The 20,820-nt window shown below is 48.4% G+C and carries 17 protein-coding genes and 1 riboswitch; of the genes, 10 read left to right on the top strand and 7 right to left on the bottom strand.

From position 1 onward, the window contains the following. Positions 1 to 5 precede the first annotated feature (5 nt). Positions 6 to 1,742, bottom strand: coding sequence for a methyl-accepting chemotaxis protein (locus tag AC58UW_RS17295; RefSeq protein ID WP_497421865.1), 1,737 nt, complete (start codon positions 1,740 to 1,742; stop codon positions 6 to 8). Positions 1,743 to 2,010: 268 nt separating this feature from the next. On the opposite strand from AC58UW_RS17295, the gene AC58UW_RS17290 reads away from it, so the two are divergent. The 5 genes from AC58UW_RS17290 to AC58UW_RS17270 all read left to right on the top strand — a co-directional run bounded on the left by AC58UW_RS17290 (position 2,011) and on the right by AC58UW_RS17270 (position 8,023). After that, on the top strand, positions 2,011 to 4,602 hold the full coding sequence (locus tag AC58UW_RS17290) for an Ig-like domain-containing protein (RefSeq protein ID WP_497421864.1): 2,592 nt from the start codon (positions 2,011 to 2,013) through the stop codon (positions 4,600 to 4,602). 133 nt (positions 4,603 to 4,735) lie between these two features. Continuing rightward, positions 4,736 to 5,353 carry a PH domain-containing protein gene (locus AC58UW_RS17285; protein ID WP_497421863.1) on the top strand — a complete coding sequence of 206 codons (618 nt, stop codon included), beginning with the start codon at positions 4,736 to 4,738 and terminating at the stop codon, positions 5,351 to 5,353. A 102-nt stretch (positions 5,354 to 5,455) separates the two neighbouring features. After that, positions 5,456 to 5,845, top strand: a complete 390-nt coding sequence (locus tag AC58UW_RS17280; protein WP_497421862.1) for a hypothetical protein — start codon at positions 5,456 to 5,458, stop codon at positions 5,843 to 5,845. Positions 5,846 to 5,990: 145 nt separating this feature from the next. Next, positions 5,991 to 7,115 (top strand): carbohydrate kinase, encoded by a 1,125-nt coding sequence (locus tag AC58UW_RS17275; protein WP_497421861.1) that lies wholly within the window; start codon positions 5,991 to 5,993, stop codon positions 7,113 to 7,115. After that, on the top strand, positions 7,112 to 8,023 hold the full coding sequence (locus AC58UW_RS17270; RefSeq protein ID WP_497421860.1) for a pseudouridine-5'-phosphate glycosidase: 912 nt from the start codon (positions 7,112 to 7,114) through the stop codon (positions 8,021 to 8,023). Before AC58UW_RS17275 ends, AC58UW_RS17270 begins: the two co-directional genes overlap by 4 nt. 248 nt (positions 8,024 to 8,271) lie before the next feature. Here the strand turns inward: AC58UW_RS17270 and AC58UW_RS17265 are convergent, their stop codons facing one another. Beyond that, a complete protein-coding gene (locus tag AC58UW_RS17265) occupies positions 8,272 to 8,847 on the bottom strand; it encodes a nitroreductase family protein (protein WP_497421859.1) in 576 nt (191 codons plus the stop codon). Between the two features lie 318 nt (positions 8,848 to 9,165). Between AC58UW_RS17265 and AC58UW_RS17260 the strand changes: the two genes are divergently transcribed. Then, positions 9,166 to 10,770, top strand: a complete 1,605-nt coding sequence (locus AC58UW_RS17260; RefSeq protein WP_497421858.1) for an S-layer homology domain-containing protein — start codon at positions 9,166 to 9,168, stop codon at positions 10,768 to 10,770. A 153-nt stretch (positions 10,771 to 10,923) separates the two neighbouring features. Then, positions 10,924 to 11,409 (top strand): YuzC family spore coat inner layer protein, encoded by a 486-nt coding sequence (locus tag AC58UW_RS17255; protein ID WP_497421857.1) that lies wholly within the window; start codon positions 10,924 to 10,926, stop codon positions 11,407 to 11,409. A gap of 16 nt (positions 11,410 to 11,425) precedes the next feature. Here AC58UW_RS17255 and AC58UW_RS17250 read toward each other — a convergent pair whose 3' ends face one another. The 4 genes from AC58UW_RS17250 to AC58UW_RS17235 all read right to left on the bottom strand — a co-directional run bounded on the left by AC58UW_RS17250 (position 11,426) and on the right by AC58UW_RS17235 (position 16,004). After that, the gene (locus tag AC58UW_RS17250) at positions 11,426 to 12,223 is read right to left on the bottom strand and encodes an energy-coupling factor transporter transmembrane component T family protein (RefSeq protein WP_497421856.1); all 798 of its coding nucleotides are present in this window, start codon (positions 12,221 to 12,223) and stop codon (positions 11,426 to 11,428) included. After that, positions 12,214 to 13,713 carry an ABC transporter ATP-binding protein gene (locus AC58UW_RS17245; RefSeq protein WP_497421855.1) on the bottom strand — a complete coding sequence of 500 codons (1,500 nt, stop codon included), beginning with the start codon at positions 13,711 to 13,713 and terminating at the stop codon, positions 12,214 to 12,216. Before AC58UW_RS17245 ends, AC58UW_RS17250 begins: the two co-directional genes overlap by 10 nt. Then, positions 13,700 to 14,296: an ECF transporter S component gene (locus tag AC58UW_RS17240; RefSeq protein WP_497421854.1), complete on the bottom strand. Its 597-nt coding sequence runs from the start codon at positions 14,294 to 14,296 to the stop codon at positions 13,700 to 13,702. Before AC58UW_RS17240 ends, AC58UW_RS17245 begins: the two co-directional genes overlap by 14 nt. Positions 14,297 to 14,396: 100 nt before the next feature. Then, positions 14,397 to 14,506, bottom strand: a riboswitch (TPP riboswitch). A gap of 52 nt (positions 14,507 to 14,558) precedes the next feature. Further along, complete coding sequence (locus AC58UW_RS17235; protein ID WP_497421853.1) at positions 14,559 to 16,004, bottom strand: methyl-accepting chemotaxis protein; 1,446 nt, start codon at positions 16,002 to 16,004, stop codon at positions 14,559 to 14,561. 185 nt (positions 16,005 to 16,189) lie between these two features. On the opposite strand from AC58UW_RS17235, the gene AC58UW_RS17230 reads away from it, so the two are divergent. Then, positions 16,190 to 16,921 carry a DUF3105 domain-containing protein gene (locus AC58UW_RS17230; protein WP_497421852.1) on the top strand — a complete coding sequence of 244 codons (732 nt, stop codon included), beginning with the start codon at positions 16,190 to 16,192 and terminating at the stop codon, positions 16,919 to 16,921. A 34-nt stretch (positions 16,922 to 16,955) separates the two neighbouring features. On the opposite strand, the gene AC58UW_RS17225 is transcribed toward AC58UW_RS17230, so the two are convergent. Next, positions 16,956 to 17,738: an AraC family transcriptional regulator gene (locus AC58UW_RS17225; protein WP_497421851.1), complete on the bottom strand. Its 783-nt coding sequence runs from the start codon at positions 17,736 to 17,738 to the stop codon at positions 16,956 to 16,958. Between the two features lie 119 nt (positions 17,739 to 17,857). On the opposite strand from AC58UW_RS17225, the gene pyk reads away from it, so the two are divergent. Continuing rightward, entirely contained in the window at positions 17,858 to 19,270 is a 1,413-nt protein-coding gene (gene pyk, locus AC58UW_RS17220) for a pyruvate kinase (RefSeq protein WP_497421850.1), read from the top strand. Between the two features lie 252 nt (positions 19,271 to 19,522). Continuing rightward, positions 19,523 to 20,479 (top strand): UV DNA damage repair endonuclease UvsE, encoded by a 957-nt coding sequence (gene uvsE, locus AC58UW_RS17215; RefSeq protein WP_497421849.1) that lies wholly within the window; start codon positions 19,523 to 19,525, stop codon positions 20,477 to 20,479. Positions 20,480 to 20,820: the final 341 nt, after the last annotated feature.

The following is a 20,820-nucleotide window of genomic DNA, read 5'->3' as shown; positions in this document are numbered from 1 at the left end:
CTTATTTACACACGGAAGCGGTCAACCGCTTCTTGCAGCTGCCCTGCCATGTTGGACAACATCCTAGAGGAGGTGGAGAACTCCTCCATCATAGCGAGCTGCTCTTGGTTGGCAGCTGCTGAATCCTGGCTCGCAGCCGCTCCTATATTCGCTGACTCCGTAACGCGCTCCATATGCGTGACGACTTCGTCGCTGCGGGATGTTACTTGAACGATCGCTGTGCTTACATCTTCCACTTTCATTAAGACCCCGCCAAATGCTTCTTTCATCGACAATAGCGAATCATTCACTTGCTGCGAAGCGATCACACCGTCTTCCGTCAGCTTCATACCTTGACTCATTGCCATGTCCACATCCCCTGCTTTGCCCTCAATCTCATGCAGAAGACTTGCAATTTGTTTCGCCGCCTCATTCGTTTGTCCGGACAGTTTCTGTACCTCTCCCGCTACAATGCTGAATCCTTTGCCTGCATCCCCCGCTCTGGCAGCTTCAATAGCAGCATTCAGGGCCAACAAGTTAGTTTGCTTCGCAATCTCCGTGATAACGCGAATGATGGAGCTTATTTGGCCACAGCTGTAGCGCAGTTCGTTCGCAATGGTCCCTGCCGCCGAAACTTTATCGGAAACGAGCCCAATCCGTTCCCTCATTCTCTCAACAGCTTCCATTCCGGCTAATGATACATCTGCTGCCGATTCTGCCAGCTGCGCCATATCACGGCTGTCTCCGCTAATAGCAGCCATCTCCGATTTCACAACCTGAATGGTAAATAACGTCTCTGTAACAATCGCTACTTGCTCTTGGATGCCTTGCGACAAGGAGTCTGTTGAAACAGCAATCGTTTCCGCAGCCAGCTTGCTTTGCTCGGCATTGCTGGCGAACTGCTCAGCCTGCTGTGTGAGGACATGCGCCCCTTGCTGAACATTCCCGATGAATGCCCGCAAGCTGACTAGCATGGATTGGAACGAGCGTTGTAAATTGCCAACTTCATCATTCGAAACAACACGATCTAAAGACATAGAAAGATTACCTGCTTCCGCTTCGGCCATGAGCTTCTGCATAGCATGCAGCGGTCTGACAATGAGCCTAGACAGCCATCTGCCTATCACATAAAAGATGCCGATCGCGCAAATCGAGGACACAATCAATATCCAGATCAGACGCTGATATTGCTGATTACGCTCTTTGTTTAATGTCTCCGAGGTTTCCAGCCGGTCATTCAGCAAGCTCTCCACATAACCGTGGATGTCTTCCATCTTGCTTTTGATACGTGTTTTATAGTACTGATAAGCCTCTTGTGTCTTCCCTGATGCCGACAGAGCCTCCACTTTTTGCTGATCTTCCTCATAGGCAACTAATGCCGCCTTTAACTTAGACATCCATAATGTCCCTACGGGTTCCCCCTCCAGGGAAACTTCATAATCTTTCAATAACTGATTTGTTTTAACGCGAGTTTTGTTAATCTCATTATCCAAGACGTCCTTGTAGTGGCTGTCCGGCGTTAAGATATGTTCCAGGAGCCTATCATTCATGGTATGAACGTTGCTCTCCACTTCATTAATCCAAGTTGTTGGCAAATAATCGCTTTCGTACATTTTTTCCGCTTTTTTGTTGATATCACTGAGAAAAAAGAAGCTCGTCACCGTCAGGACGATGAGGAATACGACAGCCAACACATTCAACGCCAATATTTTCATGCTAATTTTTAAATTTCCAACGATGTTCATAAACCTGATCTTCTTCACTTTCTCATCTCCCCATGAGTAATCTGCTTTTAATATACAGGTCATTCAAAAAGTAAACAATAAACACGACTAAATTTTATTTATTTTATTTTAATTAATTGTTTTTTGTTGGTTTATGAAAAAAGAAGCTATATTTATCATCCCAAGGTTAAAATTCGGTAGATATTGTGACAGCTATTCATTTCGTCCCCTTAATATCCGATACTAAATAGGTTCCCAGTTTTTTATTCATAACTTATTACGGAACGATATCGGAGGGATTATTAACGTGAGGTTCAGACACAGCAAGTGGTTATCCTTGGTATTCATCTTCATTTTAGCCAGTCAATCTTTAGTCGCAGGAAACGCCTTTGCCGCTGATGAGATTTCCAAACTCGTCCTGAACAAGAATGAGCTTGCTTTGCAAGTTGGGGATACTGCGAATCTAACAGCAACCGCTATTTTCGTAAGTGGATCTACCGAGAATGCAACGGTCAAAACGGATTGGAATTCCGGCACAACAGATGTTGCTTCCGTCTATGCAGGTGTAGTGACCGCCAAAAAAGAAGGAAAAGCCGTTATTACCGCTACTTACATGGGTAAAACCGAAATCGTCAATGTCACGGTAAGCAAAAAAGTAAAATCGTTAACGACAGACAAACGCTCTCTCGAGCTGCGTCTTAATGCCACAGAACAGCTATTAATTACCGCCTATTACGATGACGGCACATCCGAGAATGTGACGAATAAAGCAGACTATACGGTCGATACAAGCTCCATCGTTACGGTTACCAACGGTTTGGTTAAGGGGCAAAATCCCGGAAGCGCAACGGTAACCGTCAAATATATGAATCAATCACTCACCCTGCCTGTCGATGTTGAGGTTGTTCGACGCATTGACGCTGAGAGCGCAAGCGTATCCTTGCTGCTGAACGGAACAGCTACTATTAAAATTATGGCTACTTATCCGAACGGCGACATTGCTGATGTCTCAGAGAAAGTTGTTTGGACAACAGATAAAGCCACTGTCGCTGACGCTATCAAAGGCAAGGTTACGGGCTATAGTGTGGGAACGGCCAACTTAACGGCAACTTACGGCACTAAATCTACGAAAATCACCGTTGACGTAGATAGCACCCTTAAACTTGAATTAGATAAGCAGAATATGCTTCTGAAAAAAAATACTACAGGTGAATTGAAGTTAACCGCTACATATGCCGATGGCAAAACGGAAGATATCACGGATCGCGCCGAGTGGGCGTCCAGTGACGAGGATATCGTCCAAGTTTCAAAAGGTAAGCTCTCTGCGATCGCGATCGGCGAAGCGAAAATTTATGCGAAATACGGGGATAAAGCCGTTGAGGCCAATGTAGACGTTGAAGTTCCGCGCCGATTGGTTGTAGATACGGATCTTGTTTCCTTGCAAACAGGACAAGAACAGCTCCTAGTCCTTCATGCTACGTATGCCGACGGCACAAGCGCAGAAGTTACACAAAGTGCTGAATGGAGCGTGGATGATGAGAATGTTGCTTTCGTCACCAAAGGAAAAATCACGACTTACAAAGCCGGTGTTGCGACAATAACGGCGAAATACGGTGGCAAAACAACGACCACCAAAGTGGAAGTCGATATCCCTACGGTCATCAAACCAACCAAAAAAACCGTTAATTTACAAATCGGCGGTTCCGATAAAATCGCATTGATGGCCTCTTTCAAAGACGGTCGCGAAGTCGATGTCACGAATAAAGCCGAGTGGACAAGCAGCTCCAAGGATGTTGCCGAAGCACGTAATGGTGAAATCTTCGGTCTTGCAACCGGCGCAGCGACTTTGACGGCGAAATATGGAACCCGCACAGCAGTCATTCAAGTATCTGTAGGCGTTCTGAAGAGCCTTAAGGTCAGCCAAGAAAAACTGATTTTGAAAAAAGGCGACTCGGTTACTTTGACAGCCGAAGCTCTTTATACAGATGAAACGAAGAAAGATGTTTCCTCCGACGTAATCTGGACCAGCAGCAATGTGAAATCCGCGACGGTTGACGGCGGAGTAGTGAAGGCTATCGCTTCTGGAGAAGCTACATTGACAGCTCAGCTAGACAACAAAACAGTGACTGTTCCCGTTCAAGTCGATATGGCAAGTGATCTTACTGCGAATGTAGCTAATCTAGTCTTTGACATGAATGAAACACGTACTATCGTTCTGACGGCTACGGACTCTTCGGGCGCACCGCATACTGTTACCAATGAGGCAGAGTGGAAAACAAGCAACAGCGCGATTGTGTTAGTTTCCAAAGGGGTTGTAACCCCGGTATCACGAGGGAAAGCAACCATCACAGCAACTTATGGCGGCAAAAACATTTCCATCCCAGTTGAAATCGGTGTAGTTGCAGGTCTCGTTGCAGATAAGACTTTCATCGTGACAAAACGAGGCGATCAAGTCCAAATCAAGTTGACCGCGACGCTGTCGAACGGCACAACCAAAGATGTCACGGAATCGGCGACATGGAAAGTAAGTTCCTATAAGCTGGGTACCGTTACAAATGGACTTTTCACACCTACAGCTTCAGGTAAAACGACGATCACAGGATCCTTCGGCGGCAAAATGGTCGCCATTCCAGTGGAAATCGACTCGTTGAAATATTTGAAAACCGATGTTGTCAAAGTCGAGCTCCAAGAAGGCAGCACAGCCAAAATTGAAGCTCTAGCCACATACACGGACGGATCCGAAGAGGATGTCACGAAGCCAGCTTTGTGGACATCGTCGAATATCATGATCGCGGATGTGAAAGACGGCATCATCAAAGCAACCGGCAAAGGAACTGCGAGAATTACGGTGACATATTCTAACATGAGAACAACGGTTCAAGTGACAGTTACCAAGTAAATAAAACAAAGGGCTCCTCAAGTAGATGCTTCTACTCAAAGGTAGCCCTTTTTTAAGTTATAACACTCGCCTGAATTCCATAATTTATACTATACTTATTAAGTAATTATTTGCTCAGGAGAGGATTGATATTATGTTCGGTAGAGTAGCAGCTGACATTCTGGGGTTAAGTGATGTAGGTTCAGTGATTAAGCCTGAAAATTACGATAAGGTAGATAGCGATGATTACGTTCTGCATGAGGATAACGAGAAGATTTTCTTTTTGATTAAATCCAAAACAGATGAATACTGTTTCACGAACCAAGCCTTAATTCATCTCGACGGCACAAGCGCCGTTAGCAAGAAACGTGTGCTGCACCGCTACCCTTACAGCAAATATGCTATTTCCCAAGTTTCCCTGGAAACAGCAGGCACGGTGGATCTCGATGTGGAGATTAAATTCGTGCTGGGTTCCGTCATTTTCTCGATTGATGTGCACAAAAAGCATGTTGAAGAACTGAAAGACCTGTATAAAGCTCTGATTAAGATTTCGGACATCACGCAGGAAAATGAGCATTTCCTTGACTATGCGAAGCAAAGCATCGAGCTCGCTTCCTCCACACTAAACCGTACGACGAAAACCGAGGGACAGAAGCTTTCCGAGGAATTCAAGCAGGTAAACCAAAATGCCTTCGACTGGCTCGTAAGCACGCATAAGCAGTATAAAGTGAAGGATTTCGGTTTCGTTTTTGAGAAATTCATTAATCAATAAAATTGTCCTAATTTATTGATACATAAGTTTTCGTTCATAGGGGAATATAACCATACCTGCATTTACAGACCACTATTCAAGAAGTGCTTGGAGGTATGGAACATGTTTCCCCGATTTATGAAACTAGCTTTAATTTCTTTTCTATGCATTACCGTCCTGCTTGGAGCGCATCAATACCGTAAGCATCCTCATAATCAGCAAGTGATCTCTAGCCCTGAAAGCTGGGAGGCGGCCAAGCAAGGTTCACCCACTTTTTATCAGACAAATCCATTCGGTATGCCTGGCGCAGATGCAAGGCTGCATATGACTACGGATATGAATCAACATGCCGCGGCATATGGACTTACACCGCCAACCTCGATGAAAGCTTTAATGGTTCAAACGCAGGAAGACGCTAAAAAAGGCTGGGGCGGATGGAGTTATGTCGGCCTGTTGGGACTGCTAGGGCTGCTGGGCATCCGAAGCCGTTCGGAGTCTTCGCATTCAGAATAAGCGATTAAAGGAGCACTGTTTCCGGTTTCGGGAAGCAGGCTCCTTTTCATTTTGCGAACGCATCGCAAACAATTGTTTTACTGTTGGACATTTGTCCGCTGCTATTATAAACTAAAGATAGTCAACGATCGAAAGGAGCCATTTCATGGATCGTGAACAGCAAATTCTAGCGCTCATTCGTCAAAATCCATTCATCTCCCAGCATGAAATGGCCAGCATCATCGGTATTTCAAGGTCGGCTGTCGCCGGCTACATCGCTGCCCTAACCAAGAAAGGGACGATCCGCGGGCGAGCTTATGTGACATCGGATGAGAGTACGGTCATGTGTATCGGCGGGGCGAACCTAGATAGCAAAGCGACTAGCAAGCAAGCCATTCGCCTGGCCTCTTCGAATCCAGTCACCGTGACAGAGTCCTGCGGCGGCGTTGCGCGCAATATCGCCCAGACGCTGGCGGGACTAGCTTGCGAGGCGGCGCTGGTCACGGTTGTTGGCGATGACAAAGCCGGCCAATGGGTGTTAGAAGAAACGCGGAAACGTGGCGTTGACGTCAGTCAAGCTATTGTACTCCAGGGTGAAAACACCGGGACGTACACGGCACTGCTCGACGCGACAGGCGAGATGTTTCTCGCTTTTGCAAATATGGACATCTACGATAAATGTACACCTGCCCTGCTCCGGGACAAATGGCCGCATGTGGCTTCTGCCAAGCTTATTATTGCAGATACGAATTTACCTGCTGAGACTCTTGGCGAACTGATTGATCGGTGCAGGGAAGAAAACCTCCCGTTATTTATCGATCCCGTATCTTCGGAAAAAGCCAAAAGGCTTCCGCAAGAGCTGCATGGGGTAACGGCGATTTTCCCCAATTTGGAGGAAGCTTGTCAGCTGGCAGGTATCGCGGCCGGCAACAACAGCAGCAACAGCAGCGATTACAGCATGATTGCAGGAGCAATCCGCGCACGCGGCGTCCGTCACGTCTTCCTAACGCTCGGCAGTCAAGGCGTGATGTATGCCGGCGAGGAAGGCGAGCGGCTTGTCCCGCCCCTTCCGACCAAAGTCGTGGAGGTCACGGGCGCAGGCGATGCTTTTGTCGCCGGTATTGCTTACGGGGTCATGCGGCAAGCCACCTATATGGAATCCTGCCTTTACGGACTCGCTGCTTCCCATATAACGCTGCAAACCGATCAATCTGTCGCAAGCGAGCTGACGGAAGAACGATTGCAACAAACCTTACTTCACCTGACCAAAGGAGACGAATCCCCCTTATGAATACAACTTACCTAACGTTTACTGATGAAGTTAAAGAGGCTTTGGCGAACAATAAACCAGTCGTGGCTTTAGAAACCACGATCATTTCTCACGGTATGCCTTACCCGCAAAACATAGAAATGGCCAAAAAGGTCGAACAAATCATCCGCGATCACGGTGCCGTTCCGGCTACAATTGGGATTATGGACGGTAAGATCAAGATCGGCTTGAACGAGCAGGAGCTCGAAGCTTTCGCAACGAATCCTCATGTGGAAAAAGTCAGCCGCCGCGACTTCCCCTACATCCTCTCGTCGGGCCAAATCGGCGCGACAACCGTCGCAGCCACAATGATCGGCGCTGCGCTGGCGGGCATTGAAGTGTTCGCTACCGGCGGCATTGGCGGCGTTCACCGAGAAGGCGAAGTGACGATGGACGTCTCCGCCGACTTGACTGAACTGGCGCAGACGAACGTTGCCGTTGTCTGCGCAGGCGTGAAGTCCATTCTCGATATTGGCCTTACGCTCGAATATTTGGAAACCCACGGCGTTCCCGTGGTTGGTTACAAGACGAGCGAGTTCCCGTCCTTCTACGCTCGCGAAAGCGGCTACGGCGTAGACTTCCGCCTCGATGAGGCAGCAGGCATCGCGGCCATGCTCCGCACGAAGTGGGAGCTGGGCCTTGTCGGCGGCGCCATCATCGCCAATCCGGTCCCTGCGGAATCCGCCATGGACCATGTCGAGATCGAAAGCTTCATCCAGCAGGCGCTTGCTGAAGCCAAAGATCAGAACGTGACCGGCAAGAAGGTCACGCCTTTCCTGCTAGCGCGCATCAAGCAGCTGACCGAAGGCCGCAGCCTGGAGACGAATATCGCGCTGGTGTACCACAATGCCGCAACCGCCGCGAAGGTCGCGGTTGCGCTAAAGAACTAAAAGACCTAACCCCTCCATTCCCAAGATAATTGTGGGAATGGAGGGGTTTCTACATGCAAAAAGTGCAGCAAATTCAGCCCGTGCCAGCGACTCAAGGCCAAATCATGTAAAACCTACATCTAATTCCGTCAAATCGCCCCGTGCAGGGCTTTAACCCGAAAATTTGATGTATGAATGACATGATTCCCTCTCAAGTCGCACAAACACGTGGAATTTGCTGCACTTTTTGCAGTTATTTTCAGCGAACGCTACTCGCTGACCCAAAGCGTTTTTCCCGCGAATGGGGTACGCGCTGCTTTCGGCGGAGCCATGTCCGGGTAGCCGAGATAGACGAAGCCGACAAGCTCCTCTTTCGCGCCGAGGCTGAAAGCTTCGCGCATCTTCGGATGATAGGTCGGCGCTCCCGTCCGCCAGATCGCTCCCAGACCAAGCGCGTGCGCGGTCAGGAGCATATTTTGGACAGCGGCATGTGCAGCTGCGTATTCTTCAATCTCCGGCACAACGGCTTGTGTCGAAGGTGTTATCGCCACGGCAATGACCACTGGGGCGCGAAATGCTTTTTTCGCCTGAGCGCCTTTCAGCACAGCCAACTCTTCCTCAGTCAATGCCGGATCGGCTTCAGACGCCGCTACCTCCGCATAGCCCTTCCCTAGCAGTCCGCGACCTTCACCTGTCATCACCCAAAACCTCCACGGTTCGGTATGGCCATGGTTTGGTGCCCAAGTGCCTGCTTCCAATATCTCTTCAATCAGCGCTTTGTCAACAGGGTCCTGTTTGACTTTCCCGATACTCCGGCGATTGCGGATTGCTTCTTTTATGTCCATGTTTCTCCCACTCCACTCTGTGAATTACACTTCATTTTATTCTTATTCTAAGTCTATTGTGACATGAAAGATTCTGCAACAGCAAACATACTGGTTGTTCAAAAATTTAAGGCAAGAAGCAACAAAGAAAGGACTCCTAACGAATGATGTTCGCCGAGCCCTCTTTAATATCCCTATTAGCACTCTACCACCTCAACTGCCAAGAATTTGACAATGACATGGGCTATCAGGCAAGCTATAGTTATAGCAACAGAACGACGCACGATTGCTTGCTAGATTCATAACTTCATATTGAATTTAAATCCTAGGAGGTACTACATGAAAAAACTAACAATGATCGCAACAGCTGCTATGGCTTTCTCTTTGTTCACTTCCGCTGCGCTAACTCACCCTGCTTCTGCTGCTGGCAAAACTAGTGCTGATTTCACCGACTTGGCTACGATCGACGCTTCATTAAAAGCCAAAATCGATGCTATGCTGGCGTCCGATATATTCGAAGGCGTATCCGACAACACGTTCGGCATCACGCAAAATATGACTCGTGCACAATTTGCAAAAGTAGCAACGCTCATTTATGACATTAAAGTAGATACTTCAGTTAAGGTGTCCAGCTTTACTGACGTTCATGCAGATGATTCCGCTAACGGTTGGGCAATTCCTTACATCGAAGCTGCGAAAAAAGCCGGCCTTATTGACGGTGTTACCGATACAACTTTCGTCCCTGGTGACTCCGTAACTGCAGGTCAGCTCGACACCTTGCTTCTTAAAGGATTAGGTAAAAAAGTGTCCGTAACAGGTACACCTTGGTATACGGATGCCGTGAAACAGGCAACAGAGCTAGGTATTCATCCTTCTGGAAAATCCGGAGATCAAGCAGCTAACCGCGCTGACCTCGTTCAAAGCTCTTACGCGGCGCAGCAAGCTTTTGACAACCAAACACTCATTTCGATTACAAAAGTTCAAGCTTCATCCGACAATAAACAAGTCACAGTTTCTCTGAATAAAAAAGTGGACACAACCAAAGCAACATTCACACTAAAAAATGCCACTACTACAGTTCCAGCAAAAACGACATGGTCGGCAGATGGCCTTACAGCTACCATTGTTGTTGACGCTGCGCTTCCAGCAGGAGATTACACCGTAACACTTGGCGGACTAGACGCTTCTACGATTAAAACGGCATCTGGAAGCTTCAGCGTAGCTGCAACTGACACTGGCAATATTTCAATTGTTGGCAATTACACGTTGGCTTCCGTAATCGATAGCGGATTAACAAGTACGGCAACAGGTTCGATCAATCAGGCAACTGCTGAAGATCCAACACTAAGCAAATTTGCTAAAGAAATTAAAATTCAAGTTAAAGACGCTAGCGGTGACATTATAGCTATGCCAGGTATTGTAAAATCTGTGTTCTCTTCTAACACTAGCGTTGCGAAAGTTGCCGTTTCAGATGACCATCACGCATACGTAATCGGAAACAAGGCAGGAACAGCAGATATCAGTGTAACTGTTCAAATTGGTAACGACGATCCCAAACAACTGCACGTAACGGTGACTGTTACTAGCGACGCTGTTAATGCAACAGAAATTAAAGCAGGCGAAACTTCCATTAGTAAAGAAATGAAGGATGATAACGGCGTTGCCAAAGCTGTGATTAATCCATTTATCGATATGGATCTTTCCCTGACAGACAATTATGGCATCACATATGAAAATACGGAGATTGCGGATTATAACTTTGCGCTGGGCACACTTTTTATTACCAACGATGTACAAGGTAATGGAACTGACCCTGTAGGTACTGTAAAGGTAGATGCTGACGGTAAAATTCAAGTTGAAGGTAATGTAGCATCTTTTGAAGTAACGGCTGTAACTCCATCCGGCCAAAAAGCAACAAGCTTCGTTACTTTGACGCGCAAATAATTATATCAACAGACGAAAGGGCTGCCCTAAGTAGTTAATCTACTTGAGGGTGGCCCTTTTTGCGTCCAATGCCGCTGATGCACCAACGTGCCTATTCCACATATATTGCTAAAGCGCACGCAAGCTCAATTCTCAAGTAAAGGGGCCCGTCCCATGTACAACTACCCTGTTTATTACTTTCATCAACAGCTTTTATATCCTCATTCCACGACTGTTTCTCCTGCTTCCCCTTATCAGCGACCTTATGGCCACTATGAGCATCTTGATCTTGATCAGTCGGAAGTTTGGGCAGGTTGGGAGCAGCATTACCCCAATTTATATTCGAATACGAACATCCCCCGTGATTATCCAAACGTCGATTCTAAAATGCTTTCCAACTCGGTTGCGTCTTCTCAGCATCTGCTTAAGGACGCTTCACTCGTCATTCAAAAGCTGGCTGAACCGGCCATCGCTCGCGAGTTAATGACGCATGCCCAGCAGGGAAATCAAAAAGAAGTGGATCGTATTGTCCACTCCTTCGGCTGCAAATCGGTTGTTGTGACCAGTTACTCACCAAGCTCCATTAAGTTTACTATTGATCCCCAAACGAATGACATACCTTGCTGCGAGGTTACATTGTCGCTCAAATGGGGGCAATAGCTTAGTCCACTTCCGTCTACCGGACGTCAAGAGCATCCCAAATCGGCCATGCCGTCCCCACCCAATGCGCGAATACAACAAGTAGAAACCAGTAAACCAGATAATAAATATCTAATTTGGAGTAGCTGGATTGATAGTAATAGGTTCGTTTGGTGTGACTAGAAAAACGTTTCGCTTCCATGGCCACGGCTGTTCGGTGAGCGCGGCGGATGCTCTGCGCAAGGAGCGGAATAGCATACATGCGCATTGTCGTATACCAACCTGTCAGCCAGTTGCGTCTCCGCTTCCTGCCCCGCACCTTAAGCGCATACCGCAGCGTTTGGAATTCCTCCAGCATAAGCGGCAGCATACGCAGAGCGGCAAGGAAGCTGTAGGCGTACTTCGGCGCCACCTTCCATTGCTGCATCAGCGTATAAAACAGGGCAACCGGCCGCGTCGTCAAGCTGAATAGCAAGCCGACTGCCGCGACCTGCAGGCCCCGGAAGCCCAGATGCAGACCGCGGTAGAAGCTTTCTTCCGTGATTCGGATGAACCCGAGGCGAAACCACTCCGTCTCTCCATTGCCGAACATCATCATTCCCGCCGCAGAGGAGAGAAAGATGAGCAGGAACGGCGAAGCATACAGCAGCAGACGCCGCAGCGGCTGGCCTGAATATACGAACAGCGGCACCAGCGCGCCCGCTGTTAAATACATCATTGTATTCAGATTATGCGTGAATACAACAAGAACAAACAGAAGCAGCGACAGGACAAGCTTCACTCCCGGATTGACCCGATGCAGCCAAGTTTCACGGTACGTGAACGTTATTTGCATACCATCGGCGCTCCTTCCTTGGCGTGTGCTGCGAAAGTCGCAGACTGTTCCTTCACACAGCCGGCTTCAACCTGCCAAACGCGCGTGGCGCAGCGTTTGACGATCTCCTCATCGTGCGTCACCATCACGATGACTGTCCCGCCTGCGCGCAGCCGTTCCAGCTGCCCCAGCATGCGCATCGTACCGCGTGCGTCGAGCCCGAAGGTGGGCTCATCCAGCAGCAGGATACGAGGGCTGCGAACCGTCGCAGAAGCTACGCTTAAGCGGCGCTTCTGGCCCATCGAGAGCTGGAACGGGTGCCGCTTGCGCAGCGCGAGCAGATCGTACTGCCGCAGCAGCTCCTCCAGAGCGGCCTGCTGCGTGTCCTTCCCCTCCTCCGTCTCCGGCAAGGAGTAGAGCAGCTCTTCCTCCACTGAATTCGTCACGAATTGGAATTCGGGGTTCTGGAACACAAAGCCGACTTGCTCAGCGAGATGTTCGATTTGGCTGCCCTTCACTCCCTCGATCCAGCAGCTGCCCTTGGTTGGGATAAGCCTCATAATGGCGAGTAGGAGCGAGCTTTTGCCAGCGCCGTTAGCACCGGTGATCGTGATCCAGTCACCTGGATAAACGCTCAAGTTATCCACAGAGGTCTTGATCTCTCCGCCGCGAAACCCGGTAAAATCGCGAAAGGACATGATCGGCTGCCGATTTCCTGCATCAGCGTCCACAACCGCATTACTCCTGCTTAAGCGTCCCATGTGACTGTCGTCCCAGACGCCAGGATACCAAATGCCATAGTCGGCAAGCTGCTTTTTGTAGCTTTCAAAGACGACTTGTGGTGAGCCGTCAGCCAGTATCTCGCCATCTGGAGAGAGGACAATCAGACGATCGATGAGATCGAGAATACCACTGATTTTATGCTCGACAATGATTAAGGTCATGTCAGCGCCAATGGACCGGATCGTCTCCCAAACAAGCCCAGTCCCCCCTTCATCCAATAACGCCGTAGGCTCATCTAGAAAAAGCACTTCCGGCTCCAAAGCGAGGACGCTTGCAATCGCCAACCGCTGCTTCATCCCCTGCGACAGTTGGCTGATTAAGGTATGAGCATCTTCTAACTGCAACCCCACCATCCTCAGATAATGCGCGATGCGAACCGGCATTTCCTCACGGGGGACCTGTCTATTTTCCAATACGAAAGCAATCTCCTCATCCACATACGGCATGCAGAACTGAGCATCCGGGTCTTGAAACACATACCCCCAGCGGCTTGGCGTGAGAAGCTTATCCGCCTTAAGCGGAATCTCGATAATATTGGGGACGATCCCGCTCAGCACTTGCAGCAGCGTCGATTTGCCGCAGCCGCTTGGCCCGAGCAGCAGCACCTTTTCCCCCGGCATCACGGAAAAGGATACCCCTTGAAATAACAGGGGAGCCTCGTCACCGGGGTATTTTAAGCGCAGATTGGTAACGCCGATTCTTCGTTCATTCGCTTTACCCCAGTGCATCGTAATCTTTCTTCGAAACGGGACGAACCAAGTTAAGTACCCCAGTGCGAGCCAATGCCTTAGCCAAATAAAAGGCGAATATGCCAGCGATAATAGCAGAACCAACGAGTCGAAGCCCAATAAATAAGCAAAAATTCCAGAATGATAGCTGATCAATGTAGCCATAGTATTTATCTATGGGCAGGGAAAGTGCTGCGGATGCGAGGGACGCTAGAACGGTTACACTCACATTAGTCCGACGATACAGGAAAAGCGCGAAAATCAGCTCTGCGCCAAGTCCTTGAAGAATGCCGTACACAAGTGTCGATGCCCCCCATGTTCCTCCAAAAAGCGCTTCAATCGTCGCGGCTGCAACTTCCGCCAATAATGCGACTCCTGGCTTCCGAATTACGAGAAAAGCAAATGTGGCCGCCATGAACCACATACCGTAGCTTAACTGCTCGGCGTGCAGACCGATCGGTTTTATCAACTCATATATCGGACCCCATATGCGATAAATCACCCCAAATACCGCTGCGATCACGATCGTGACCAATATATCCGTCAATTTTAATCCTTTTGCTCCTGTTTCTTTTTGTGCCATCTCTTCTTCCCACTCCTTTTTCTTGGATACAATTTGTCAAATGAGATAGGCGAACACGACAAAAAAAGCCTACCGGGATGCGGCAGGCATAAAATTAGTGCAGAAAGGCACTCCAATTCTCTACGCTGGCATTACCCAGATCAGATTAACGGTCAGTGGCATAGGGCCACTATCTCAGCCTGACTTCATCAAGCACCCGTGTTGCTATTCATTTGGCTTAACTGTATCGGATTAACCGATATTTGGCAATGCCTTTGCGAAATTATTTTTCAATCAAAAGCTTTAAATCCAGCGTTAATCCGTACAACTGGCGGATGCTCTCTACAATATCCTCCACCCGTTTCTGCTGTACTTCCGCGCTAGCTAGCACTTGCTGCACAGAAGCAGCGGACTCTTCGGTTATCGCTGCGACAGATGTCATTTCCTCGGCAACCTTCTGGGACGACAATTGTAATTGCTGATTCATGCGCTGCAAATTCTCTGCTTGCTCCATAACTTCAGCTGTATTCGTATGAATGACCTCGAATAATTGTTCAACGCTTTCCGCTGATTTTTTGCCCGATTCTACCGCTATTTTACCGATGGCCACTTTCTCGACAGCTGTTTCCACCTTTTGTTGAATGGAGCCCAGAATCTCTGAAATATCCGTCGAAGCTACGTGTGCGTTCATCGCAAGCTTCCGAATTTCACCAGCAACCACTGCAAAACCTTTACCATGTTCCCCAGCTCTTGCAGCCTCGATGGAAGCATTGAGCGATAGAAGATTCGTTTGATTAGCGATATCAGCGATCGTTGTCACGATATTTCCAATTTTCACATTTTCTTCGTTTACTTCATTCATGATGTTCGACGTTTCCGATACGATCACGGTTATATCCTTGATTTTATGCGTCAGATCTTCCATTTGACTCTTGCCTTCATTCGTCATGCGGGCTGTATCCCGAGATCTGCTGCTCATTGTGTCCGATGCGGAAGAGGTCATCTCTACGGTCTCATTCACTTCTTGGATTGCCGTTGTGATGTCTGTAATGGAAGTTGCTTGAGATTCAATACCGATGGAAATCTCTTGAAAAGCCGCGACGACTTCTTCTGTGATTCTGCCAGTAACGGATGCATTTTCATGAAGCGTATTACTAGAAGTTCCCAGCGCTTCTGTTGTCGTGCGTACCCCTGTCAGAACCTCTTCCGTCTTCATGCGTGACACCTCGGACTCCCGAGCGCTCTGGGCTACACGGCTCAATAGTCTACTCCCGATCTGACCTTGACCAATAAGCGTAATAATTGTGAGCACATAAAAAGCATTGAGTGCAATATAGTCAATTGGACCTGACAATGTGGAGCAGAAATAGTTCAAATTAATGATTCCGAGCACACCATTGAGCAGCATCGGCCTATAATCCATATACAAGGAGGTGAGCGCTAAACTTAAATATAAGATAAGCATGCCAGACAAAGCGGTACTATGCGCCATAAAGAAATAGGAGATCACATTAAGGCCTATCGCAATGATATACTTCGTGTATTTGATCCCGATTTTTTTCCAGATAAGAAACGTGCATATTACCGCGATAGGCGCTCCGAAAGCCAGTAGGGTCGTCACTACTCCCATCGATCTATAGGAAGCCCCCATTCCTAACACCAAACATGCCCACAATAGCTTTACCATCAAGCCGTTTCTTTTATGTAATTCTAGCATCTGTGCTGTCATTTGGTCGCTCCTCCTTTTATTCTACAAAAATAGACATTTTATTACATGATTCAACATTACCATGGGAAAATCCTCCTTTTCTCATGATGAAAACGGGATCTTTACAAAAAATTTGACTTCTTGTCTCTATCGAAACTACAATATGTAGTGTAAGACGGATTATAAACATAAAGGAGCTCATATCAATGGACAATTCCACCATGCAGAACGGACCAGATCTTATTGCTATTTTGCTTTATATAGGGGCAGCCCTTTTCATTTTGGCCATCATCGGCTACGTGATAGCCGCTAAAACGAACAAAGCGAACACAAGCAAGCTGAAAAAAGCAGAGAAGCAAGCTCTGCAAAAAAAACGCAAAACATGGCTGATTCTCTCCCATACCCTTATAATTTTGGCAGTCTGCTCTGTGGGTACTTCTCTGATCCAGTCCTCATCCAACACATACAGCGTAGAAAAACTTAATTATAATGCGCCGATCCAGGTTACTACGGATAAAGATTACGGCCGCGGCCACGATGAGGGCATGCTGACCTACGAGATGAAAATTCCAACCTCAGGCACGCACAGTCCGCATGACTTGAAATTCGGCTTTTACAAAGAAAGACCGACGTATGCGATGCTTGTCCATAATTTGGAGCACGGCGACATCATTATCTATTACCATCCAGATGCGCCTCAAGAGTTGAAGGACCGGCTCGATTATTTAAGTCGCTTCAAGAAAGCTGGCGCTGGTGTGTTAGCTGTATCTAATCCAGATGTGCCCAGCGATAAAGAGGTTGTCGTAACCGCTTGGACGAAAACGATGCAGCTACCAAAATTTGATGAAGCCAGTGTCGGTACGTTTATTTACCAGAATATTGATAAAGGTCCTGAGAAGATCCCGCCTGAAGTGCGTCGTGGCGGAGGAACAATGTAACGATGAGAGCTGTGTCATCGAAGGCTGACCCACGCTATTTACGGACGGTTTCGCGGTCAGAGACCAAGTCAGTCGGTACAAGTCCAGTCAACCTTTTGAACACGCGATAAAAATAAGACGGGTCATTGTACCCGATGAAATCGGATATTTCCGTCACTGTCAATGCCGAATGCCTAAGCATGTATACGGCGGTTTTGATCCTGGCTGCATGCACGCATTCACTGATCGTCTGGCCGGTCACTCTGCTGAAAAGTGTCGCCGCGTAATTCGGCGATCTATTAATGCAAGCACCCAACTCCTCCTTGGTGACATGCTCCCGGTAGTGGTTCTGGATGTAGCTCTTCATATGCTCAACCAGTTGGAGTGTAGCACTCGTGACAGCCTCCTGATCCCACTCTCTATGCAAATAAACGAACAGCTCTGTTAGCAGCGCTTCACACAGCGTCTGATAATAGGGCTGTTTGTCTTGCCATTGCTGATGGATGTGTCGCAGCCGGTCGAGAATCAGTTCGTATTTACTTGTGATTCGACTTGCGGCTCTGGAGAGTTTGAAAAGCGGGAAAGAGGCTTGAACGGTTCCTGGATCAAATTGAACGACATATTTTTCGTGCAGCATGGTTGGAACACTTCGTCCATAAAAGGGAATACTGCTCGGTATGAGCAGCCACTGCCCCTTCTCCAGCACTTGCTTCTTTTCCTCGATCCAATACACACAGCGGCCGTAAGTAACAAGTACAAGCGTCCAATCCTGGCAACCCTCCTGCGATTCCCCGTACCAATTGCTGCTTTTATCAAACGTGTAACTCGTCACCTTCATTTTCCACCGCCTGAATACTATATTTCATATAGCATACTATAATTCATAGAGTTTTGTCGAAAAAAGGCATATAATGAAGCCAAAATTGATTCGTCCACTACGAAAGGAAGTCCTTAACAATGCGTAAAACGAAAATCATTTGCACCATGGGACCTGCTTGCGATTCGATCCCGACTCTGAAGGAACTCATTCGCTCCGGTATGAGCGTAGCTCGACTCAATATGGCTCATGGCGATTTGGATGAGCACCGCGGACGCATTCAGCGCGTACGTCAAGCGGCTCAGGAGTTGGGTGTTGTCGTTCCGATTCTGATGGATATCAAAGGACCGGAAATCCGCATCGGACAATTGAAAGATGCTTCTTATGATTTGAAAACCGGCGATCGCATCGTCTTGACGACTGAACAAATCATTGGCGACGGCAGCCGTGTTTCCGTGAATTACCCAGGTCTCCCGCAGGACGTTAAGCCAGGCAATCTCGTTCTCATTGATGACGGCTCCATTGAGCTTCGTGTTGAATCCATCGATGGCACAGAAGTGATCTGCAGCGTCTTGAACCAAAGCGTTCTGAAGCAGCGCAAAGGTGTGAACTTGCCAGGTGTACGCACCTCTCTGCCGGGTGTAACCGAGCGTGACGTGATGCACATTAAATTCGGTGTTGAAGAAAATATCTCCATTGTCGCGATGTCCTTCGTCCGTAACGGAAATGATGTTCAGGAAGTTCGCGGAATTCTCGAGCAGTATGGAGCAGGCAATACGCCAATTATCTCGAAAATTGAGAACGAAGAAGGCATGACGAACTTCGCTTCTATTCTCGAGGCCTCCGACGGCATCATGGTTGCGCGTGGCGATCTTGGGGTAGAAATCCCTACCGAGGAAGTGCCGATCGCGCAAAAAGATATGATCCGTGCCTGTAATCTAGCCGGCAAGCCGGTTATTACAGCAACGCAAATGCTCGATTCCATGCAGCGTAACCCGCGTCCGACGCGTGCGGAAGTGAGCGATGTCGCGAACGCCGTACTTGACGGCAGTGACATGGTCATGCTGTCCGGCGAGACCGCTGCAGGCAAGTATCCCATCGAGTCCGTGACGATGATGGCGACAATTGCCGAGCGCGTTGAGCAAACCATGGAGCGCAGCTCCTTGATCGACGCACAGCTGCAATCGAACAACGAAGTGACGGAAGTGCTGTGCCAAGCGGTTGTATCTTCCGCGAATAAGCTGAAAGCTGCAGCGATTCTGACACCGACAGAGAGCGGCTTCACTGCACGGATGATCGCTAAGTATCGTCCGGAAGCACCGATTATCGCGGTGACATCCAACGAGTACGCGATCAATCTGCTTAGCATGGTACAGGGCGTAATCCCGATCCATGGCGAGTTCTGCGATTCGACCGATGCGATGATTCGTTCGGCTATCGGGCATGCTGAAACGCTCGGCTATGTGAAAAAGGGCGATCTTACTGTCGTTTCCGCAGGTGTTCCTGTAGGGAAATCAGGGACTACGAACCTCTTGAAGGTTGAGCGGGTTTAAGGCGGTTTGGTTTGAGGGTAGTTTGGAGAAAACCGGATAGATCGGATACAATAGAGAGATCCACGCAGAGATCAGAGAAATCACAAAAGGATCAGAGAGATTAAATAGATGAAATAGATAAAATAGATAAATTTAAATCGGATAGAGATGAAGACACCTTTTAGGTGTCTTTTCTTACTTTTAATGCCTTAAACCCTCAGTTAGGGGGCACATTAACAATAACTTTATCTTGCACTTTTAACGGGAGGCCCCATGATTATCCGACTCGGATTCGTATCGATCGCGCTTGCGATTTTTAATAATACCCCCAGCTCAACATTCACTTACAAGCTGTTCTCCCAGCGTCCCCGTGAGGAAGCCATTCAGCGTGCGATTGATATCGGACGCAAAAATCTTGAAGCAACGCAGCGCATCCTTTTTTACAATGCTGCACATGGGGTTCGCTTGTTTCGTCTCTCTTCGTCGCTCATCCCACTAGCCACTCATCCTGATGTGCAAATTGATGTGGCCGGCGAATATAAAGACGAGCTCAAGAAGCTCGGCGACTTCGCGAAGGCCCAGGACATTCGCCTCAGCATGCATCCCAACCAGTTCACGCTGCTGAACGGGAGCGACGCGGTCGTAGCGGCAGCGATTCAAGATTTGCGCTATCATGCCGCGATTCTCGATGGGATGGGACTTGATGAATCGGCCATCATCAACATCCACGTCGGAGGCGTGTACGGAGACAAGACAGCCGCGACAGAGCGGCTGTTTGCGAAGATCCCCGAGGTGCCCGAGTCTATCATGCGGCGGCTCACTTTTGAAAATGACGATAAAACCTACACGCTCGAGGAAACCCTCGCCGTGAGCCAAAGGCTGCAGCGTCCCTGCATGTTGGATTTGCATCATGATTGGTGCAATCCTTCGGAGGCCACGCCTCAGGAGCTGCTCCCACAGATCGCGAAAACATGGGGCGATATCCCCATGAAAATCCATGTCTCTTCTCCCAAGTCTCCCAAAGATACGAAGGAGTTTCGCTCCCACGCTGACTACATTGAGCCGGAGCAGCTGGTTGCTTTTCTCAAAAGCTGCAAGGAAGCAGGACTCGACCGTGTTGACGTCATGATTGAGGCGAAGATGAAGGATCTTTCCTTGTTCCAGCTGGCGGAGCAGCTGGGCAAGATCCGCGGCATTAAGCGGATTGATGGCGGCATTTTGGAGTGGTAGAGGTGGAAGTGAGAGAAAGACGGTAGGACTAAGCGGGTTCCGCTTGGTTCTGCCGTCTTTTTATGAAAGTGAGGCTTTGGCCCAGTGGGGCTGGGCTGCTAAATAGATTGTTTACTAGTATTAACGCCGATTACTACCGCTATTTTCCTCGCCTGATCCTATTTAGCGCAAGTAGATGGAATTTCTAACGCTAATTACTCCAAATCCACCAAATTTGCCTCTCCATCGACGATTTAGAGGCAGTTTCTCCAGTTATCCCCTTTTTCTAGCCGCCGAGGCTCTGATTAACGGGAGATTTTCCAGTTATTTTAGCGGGTGAGGCGGGGGCGGCGAGGGTGGGG

The sequence above is a fragment of the Paenibacillus sp. J22R160 genome (assembly GCF_059692135.1).
Note: the sequence above shows the minus strand (reverse complement) of the source record. Positions and strands in the feature narration are given on the sequence as shown.